This window comes from Streptosporangium sp. NPDC003464, assembly GCF_053588315.1.
Genome location: NZ_JBSFPS010000398.1, coordinates 1 through 6,306, shown reverse-complemented (window position 1 = coordinate 6,306; position 6,306 = coordinate 1). Strand labels below are relative to the sequence as shown.

The 6,306-nt window shown below is 62.5% G+C and carries 8 protein-coding genes; 5 read left to right on the top strand and 3 right to left on the bottom strand.

Annotated elements, in window-relative coordinates:
- The first annotated feature begins 267 nt into the window (after positions 1–267).
- Both ACWDS7_RS45490 and ACWDS7_RS45485 read left to right on the top strand, forming a co-directional pair.
- The gene (locus ACWDS7_RS45490) at positions 268–501 is read left to right on the top strand and encodes a hypothetical protein (protein WP_451934360.1); all 234 of its coding nucleotides are present in this window, start codon (positions 268–270) and stop codon (positions 499–501) included.
- Between the two features lie 286 nt (positions 502–787).
- Positions 788–1,189, top strand: coding sequence for a hypothetical protein (locus ACWDS7_RS45485; protein ID WP_451934359.1), 402 nt, complete (start codon positions 788–790; stop codon positions 1,187–1,189).
- A gap of 217 nt (positions 1,190–1,406) precedes the next feature.
- Here the strand turns inward: ACWDS7_RS45485 and ACWDS7_RS45480 are convergent, their stop codons facing one another.
- Entirely contained in the window at positions 1,407–1,721 is a 315-nt protein-coding gene (locus ACWDS7_RS45480; protein ID WP_451934358.1) for an immunity 53 family protein, read from the bottom strand.
- 225 nt (positions 1,722–1,946) lie between these two features.
- On the opposite strand from ACWDS7_RS45480, the gene ACWDS7_RS45475 reads away from it, so the two are divergent.
- A complete protein-coding gene (locus ACWDS7_RS45475; RefSeq protein WP_451934357.1) occupies positions 1,947–2,468 on the top strand; it encodes a hypothetical protein in 522 nt (173 codons plus the stop codon).
- A gap of 247 nt (positions 2,469–2,715) precedes the next feature.
- Here ACWDS7_RS45475 and ACWDS7_RS45470 read toward each other — a convergent pair whose 3' ends face one another.
- Positions 2,716–3,111 (bottom strand): hypothetical protein, encoded by a 396-nt coding sequence (locus tag ACWDS7_RS45470; RefSeq protein ID WP_451934356.1) that lies wholly within the window; start codon positions 3,109–3,111, stop codon positions 2,716–2,718.
- Between the two features lie 569 nt (positions 3,112–3,680).
- Between ACWDS7_RS45470 and ACWDS7_RS45465 the strand changes: the two genes are divergently transcribed.
- On the top strand, positions 3,681–4,151 hold the full coding sequence (locus tag ACWDS7_RS45465; protein ID WP_451934355.1) for a hypothetical protein: 471 nt from the start codon (positions 3,681–3,683) through the stop codon (positions 4,149–4,151).
- Between the two features lie 64 nt (positions 4,152–4,215).
- On the opposite strand, the gene ACWDS7_RS45460 is transcribed toward ACWDS7_RS45465, so the two are convergent.
- Positions 4,216–4,719, bottom strand: coding sequence for a hypothetical protein (locus ACWDS7_RS45460; protein ID WP_451934354.1), 504 nt, complete (start codon positions 4,717–4,719; stop codon positions 4,216–4,218).
- Positions 4,720–5,152: 433 nt separating this feature from the next.
- Between ACWDS7_RS45460 and ACWDS7_RS45455 the strand changes: the two genes are divergently transcribed.
- Positions 5,153–5,881, top strand: coding sequence for a GNAT family N-acetyltransferase (locus ACWDS7_RS45455; protein ID WP_451934353.1), 729 nt, complete (start codon positions 5,153–5,155; stop codon positions 5,879–5,881).
- Positions 5,882–6,306: the final 425 nt, after the last annotated feature.

The following is a 6,306-nucleotide window of genomic DNA, read 5'->3' as shown; positions in this document are numbered from 1 at the left end:
GATCTGGTCGACGCCGCTGTAGGTGAGGGTCGAACGGATTTTCCGCAGGCGCGGGGCTCAGGGCCGCGCGCCGCACCCCGCGCCCGCCGTACCCAACCAACCCGCCGCGCCGGGGCCGCACCGCCGTCCAGGAACGAGAGCTTCGACCACTGATCTCCACTCCTTCGGGCTCTTCGAGCCTCGCATCGGCCGCTCAGCTCATTTACCGTCAGTGGTAACAGGTGAGCGTTTTGCGTGCTCTGCACAGTGACCAAGAGGAGAAGCACCGTGAGTGTATTCGCGTGGATCGTGCTTGTGCTGCTCATTGGGGCGGGCGCGATCTGGATCCGAGACATCGTGAAGTTCAAGGGCCGGCCCCGCCGTACACGGGTATTCTCACGACCAAGCCTCCTGACCGGTTTTCATCTCGTAAAAACCAAGGGCGCCGCTCAGGGGGTCATGCTCCTGGACCAAGCAGTCCGGCATGCTCACGAACGTGAGGCTAAGAAACTGGCGGACTGAATCCCCTGATTCCCGAGCGACGGTGACGATACGGCGCTGAGTCAATACCGCCCTGACGATCGCCTGATGCGGGCTGATCTCCGTACGAGGTCGGGGGCGATCGACGGTGCAGACGTTCCCCGTGCCCCTCGCGTGCCCGTCAAGAGGGTGATCAAGGGGGACTCACGGGGAATCACGGCCACTCGACCCACTTCCCCGCAGGTCAGCGTCTTCCCAGCTCAGTGGGCAGGCGCGATAGAGACTTCCCAAGCTGACACTGCGGGTTCGATTCCCGGAGAATGGGCGAATGACCCATGATCCAGTCGAACCTATCCTTGTTGTCGGCTCAGACGAGCCCATCGAACTCGTCGGAAGGGAGCTGTACACGGTCGCGTTCGTGATGGACTACGTCGAGTTCCACTTCAACGAGGCGAAGCTCACGGCATTGACTGAACCCCGTATACAGAAAGACTCCCAGGCTTGGGTCTTCCCTCAGCCAGGATCACGAGACGCCCTGTGCGCTCTCATCGAAAGGACAGTTCAAGCCGTCAACTTCAGGGCCGACGAGCACATCTCGCTCGACTTCGGAGATGCCATCCTCACCATCCCGCTGGACGAAGACAGCCGCTTTCCCGGCCCAGAGGCTGCACACTTCTTCCTTCTCAGCGAAGATGGGGCTGCTCGAATTAAAGAGATGAGGGTCTGGTAGCGCCGGCGGTCATCTCATCCCGGCTCATTGGGCCCAGGGTTGCACTTCGGGTTGCAATACAGGGGCGTTCAGCGCCGTTCAGGATGGACCGCGCAGGCCCGCTGACCTGTATTGAACCGTCCGGAACAGCTCAAGGCCGATCTTTTAATCCGTACGTTCAAGGTTCGAGCTTCGGAGCCCCCGCCCGCCACAGGTGAGGCAGTGGCGAACAGGAAGGCTAGACGGGAGGAGACATGGCGACGGTCTCAACGAAGTCCCTGAAAGCTTTCAACATCTCACCGAGATTCAAGGGTCCGCATGCACCTTTAAAGTGGATGCCGTCGCTCCAGAACTGTACCCAGTCATCCTCTGTGCGATCTATTACAAGGCGTTCCAGCGAGGTCCCGGACAGAGGCGTGTCCATGAGATCGATCTCCACGGACCATCCCGGGTTATCCAGGGTTTCGATCTCTACGCCATAGCCGTGCTCCCACTCACCGTCACAGCATGAGGCGTACCAGGACTGGAGGAAGGCGAGAGAATCCGTGATCATGTGGCGAGTCTGCCAGCCGTGCCCGTCGCATGCCCGATGGGACGGGAAACAAGGGGGAACAGCAGGGAGTCGCGAGGAACGCGATCAATGTCGTGAGCTGCGTCTTCGCAGGTCGAGCAAGATCGACATGCGTCTTTGCAAGCAGGATGCCAGGAATACGACGACGTAATTGAGGGGAATTGAGGGGAGTTGCCCTGTTGCGCGTGCCGGACCAGGATCACTCGCATGGGCTTCTATGAGTACTACCGGGCTGCGGATCGTGAGACGGCGATCATCCAGCCGGAGCATGGCCGTGTGATCGCCGACCCTGCTAAGTACGGCGTCCCCGAGTTCGACGCCATGGAGACCAAATGGCTCGACCCGTCGATAACCCTGAACGAGCTTGTGGCGCTCATCGCCGATGTCGACCTGTCCACGGAGCTGGTCGCCACAATGCGCCTGTACCCCTCCTCGTATCCCGACCCGTTCCCGCAGACCGACGAGGAGTGGGACGCCTTGCCCGAGGACTCGCCTTACCTCAGCGACGTGAGTATCGAGGAGCTATCGATGAACGTGCGTGACTTGCTCGCCGGCGCCGACGACGCGCACCTGCCGAGAGTGGTGGAGCGCTGGGCGAAGAGCGAGCAGTTCTCATACTTCAGCTCGGCCGACTTGAAGTATCTGATGCCCGTGGCCAAGGATCTCATCGGGTTGTCCCGCCGCGCGAAGGAACATGGTCAGCAGCTCTACTGCTGGTCGTGCGCCTGACCGGGGCGGTCGCCGAGCAAAGATCGGCCAGGCTGTCCGCCGGGCCATTAGCGGGCCATTAAGGGCGGTCAACGGCGGTCAGTCACGGCCACTCGCGGGGAGCCCTCCGCCCAGCTCACGTCCCGTACGGCCCGAGATCAGACCGATTTGCAAGCAGGATGTCAGGAGTTCGAATCTCCTGGGCTCCACCAGCGAGAGCACCTCTTAACGGGTCCTGGTGTGAGGTGTTCGGACCATTGGCCCCGGCTCACCGAGCACCGTGTGATCTCGCTGTCTCGGCCAAGATGGTGGCCGTGACGTAGAAGTCCTGTGGGGCGATCTGCGTTATCACGTCAAGCTGTACTCGCCCCTCCGCCAGGGTGATCATGTGAGCCTCGAAGTGCCGGTAGCTGAGATCCTGTAGCCAGACCTGTTCGAGGCCGGCCCCGATCTCCACCTCCGAGCGTCCGCTGACGGGTACGCAGATGGCCACGATCAGGCTGTTCGTGTTACCGGTGCGGCGGACCTCCACTTCCCTGATCACAGGGGAACTCCAGAGGTAGAAGTCGAAATCCATCACCATGCCGCCGAGGTCGGCTCCACTGCTGGGGGACGCCTCACCCATCAGGCGCCGTTTCGCTGCGAGAAACTCGGAGGACTCCATCGGCACAGCTTGCCACCTCCGCGCCGACGCATGATCACTAGATAACTGGACTCCAGCTCTTAGTTGCAGTTCTAGTTGCAATCCAGCACCGTACAGCCTTGTTCCACGCGGACCGCTGAGCCCTGTTGGTCCAGGTGGAACTGATCGGGACGGGCAGGATCAGAGCTGCTAATGCGGTTTGGGTCCTCGTTCTGCACACACCAGACAAGATCCGGAATATGTGCGGATCGCTGACACCTTCGCAGGAGGGATCAGGCGCATGATCGCAGGTCAGCCCGCCATCTGGTGAATGAGCAGCGCTCCACTTCTAATCCGACGGTCGCAGGTTCGAATCCTGCAGGGCGCGCCACCAAGACCAGCGAAAACCCCCGCCTGACCTGCGACTACGCGGCCGGGGGAGGGTTCTTCGCGTCCGGCTGTCTACGGCTCTCGCCGAGCGTTTGCGGCTGGCTCTTCCCGATGCCTTCTCACGGGATCGAGTGCGCGCGTCACTTCCCGAAGCTGTTCGGGACCGCCGGACGGCGGTTACTCTCCGGTTCGGAGACAGTGCCCGCGATTGGAGACGGTGGGTGTCGGACGACCTCGCGCAGCTCGTGCGCTCCTTCGCGAGCGAGGAACTGATCCTGAACCGAGAGGACGTGAACGCGGAGGCGCGAGGCAACCTGATGATGTTCGGCTTCGATCCTGACGCCTTCAATGCGTCGTTCGTCGAACAAGCTCTTGTCGCGGCCGGCGAGCAGCTCAGCGATCGGTTCGCCGATGCTTCCGGGCCGGTGACCTTCTATGCCTGGTATGACGAGCAGGCAGGTCAGTCGCGCTGCTCGATGGCCTCCGTTGAGCCCGATGACCTGCCGTTCAGGGGGCGGTTTCGTTCCGTGGACAGTCCTGCACCCGTGCTCGACCTGATGGCTGCCGACGCGCAGCCAGGTGTGGTGTCCCGGGCTGATCTGCGAGATGACCTCGTCGAGGAAGCTGCCGCCCTGGAGAAGCAGGTCGAGCCCGGGTTCCCGGTATTCGCCGTAAAGCTCACACGGTCCTGACAGGACAGCGGACTCCACCTGGATACAACAGCCCGAGGGATGCGCGTCTAGATCTTCTATGGCTTCAGTCGTCGCTGGTCGTCGAAACCGGAGAAAGTTCACGCCGAAGAGGGCGTCCAGTAATTCCGAGATCTCGCCTCGCAGATTCCATCACGAGATGTCGAGCCTGCCGCTTCGCACTTGGATCGGTAACGAGATCAGGGCTTTTCAGACCGACGTGCAGAGCGTACGTGTAGTCATGCGCACTCTGCGCCAATTCGGGCGAACAGACGAGTTCAACATTTTTCTTGGCCAGCCACAATTGATGGACACTTTCCTGCGCGCCCACTTCACTTGGTGAATTCTTAGATTCAGTGCGTTCATCCAGGGCCATCTCGATCCGCTGGGCCGCGTCGAGAAAAGAAAGGATTGCGGCTTTCCGCTCAGCGCGCATAGCGACAAGCTGGTCGTGTTCCAGGCGCCTCCTGTCGACACGCGTGGCCAGGTGCTGGCCCAGGAGAGTGCCACCCGTCCCAAGCAGCACACCGAGCAGGGGTAGAAAAGTTGTGCTGAGCGTCTCCCAGTTCATACGCTAAATGATCCAGGAGCGATAGTGTCTTGTATAGAGCGCGCACTATCGACCCCTTCCCCAATGCCTCGATCCCATCGTCACACGAGTACTACTCCCACGATTTCCTGACTATGGTTGGCTGACGGACGCGGTCGGGGGCGATCGACGGTCCGGTAATTCGTTCCTCGGCACCGGCCTCCCGAGCACCGTGCAGGAACTCGGGGGTGTTCAGGGCGTGTCACCCGCGTGCCAGTACGGCCGGGGAACAAGGGGAGATCACGGGAACTCACGGACAGGGCAAGGCCGTCTCTGGCCTGGGCCGTAGCAGCTCACAGGGTCGCGGACCGAGATCTTCCAAACTGGTTACGACGGTGGCGGGTCGGCCAGAGGCCCTTAACGGGAGCAGGATCCATTATTGCGAGGAAGTTGCAATAATGTGTTCGGCAGATCTGTGACGTTCACGAAGGGACTGACGGTGCTTGATGCCCCGGCCAACGCCTCTGAAGACGCCGGAGCCCTCCCGGAAGTGGCCGCGGCCTGGGTGCAGGGATGGACGCTCTCCCGCGCGACCGAATCACCAGTGGCGGTGCCGGGCGGCTACAGAATCGATGTGGGACTGCCAGGCCACCTCATCCGCTACGTGCTGCCCCGATTTGATCCGGCGGCCCTCCGCCGTCTGACACGGGAACCGGCCGCGCCGGGAACCTGGCTCAAGGTCTGCGCGAAAGTGGAGACCGTCGCCGCCGTACTGCCGACCGGCTGGATCGTAAAGGACCCCGAGTACATGATGACGGTTCCCCTGCGTTCCGCCGAGTTCTCCATGCCGACCGGTTACGCGCTGCGGGTCACGACACAGGGCGCCGTCACCGATGCAGAAGTCCTTGGCGCCGATGAGCAGACGGCTGCCAGGGGGCGGATCGCACGGACCGGGTCGTTCGCGATCGTCGACCAGGTGGAGACTCACCCATCGCATCGCCGTCGGGGGTTGGGCGGCCGCGTCATGAGTGCCCTTGGCCACCACGCCGCGATGCGAGGAGCGCGAACCGGCGTCCTCGTCGCGACCCGGGACGGACGCGGGCTCTACCACTCCTTGGGCTGGACGCTGCATGCGCCCGTCACAGCAGCCGTCTTCCGCCCCGAAGAGGCCGCCCGCTCAGCGGGCTGTTCCGGTCCGGTCTAGGCAAGTGATCGCAGGCGGGGCGGAAAAGTCCCGTTGCACTTCCAGTTGCAGTTCGAAGTCGTCCCAGACCGTTCAGAATGGATCACGTATGCCTGCTGGCCTGCGTTGTTCCATCCGGAACAAGCCTCAGCCGATCTTCTGATCCGACGGTCGCAGGTTCGAATCCTGCAGGGCGCACCACCAAGACCAGCGAAAACCCCCGCCTGACCTGCACTGACGCGGTCACGCGGGGGTTTCTCATGTCCGGCTGTCCACGGCTCTCACCGGCTGTCTGTGGTTGATCCTTCCCAATGCCTTCCCACGGCGAGGCGTCCGGCTCACGGGGCGAGCGGTGGAACACCCGCCCAGTCCGGTAGTGGTTCGCATCTCCTCCTCCACTCCGGAGGGAGGAAGCCGGCGGTGCCGGAAGCCGCGACGATGCCGCC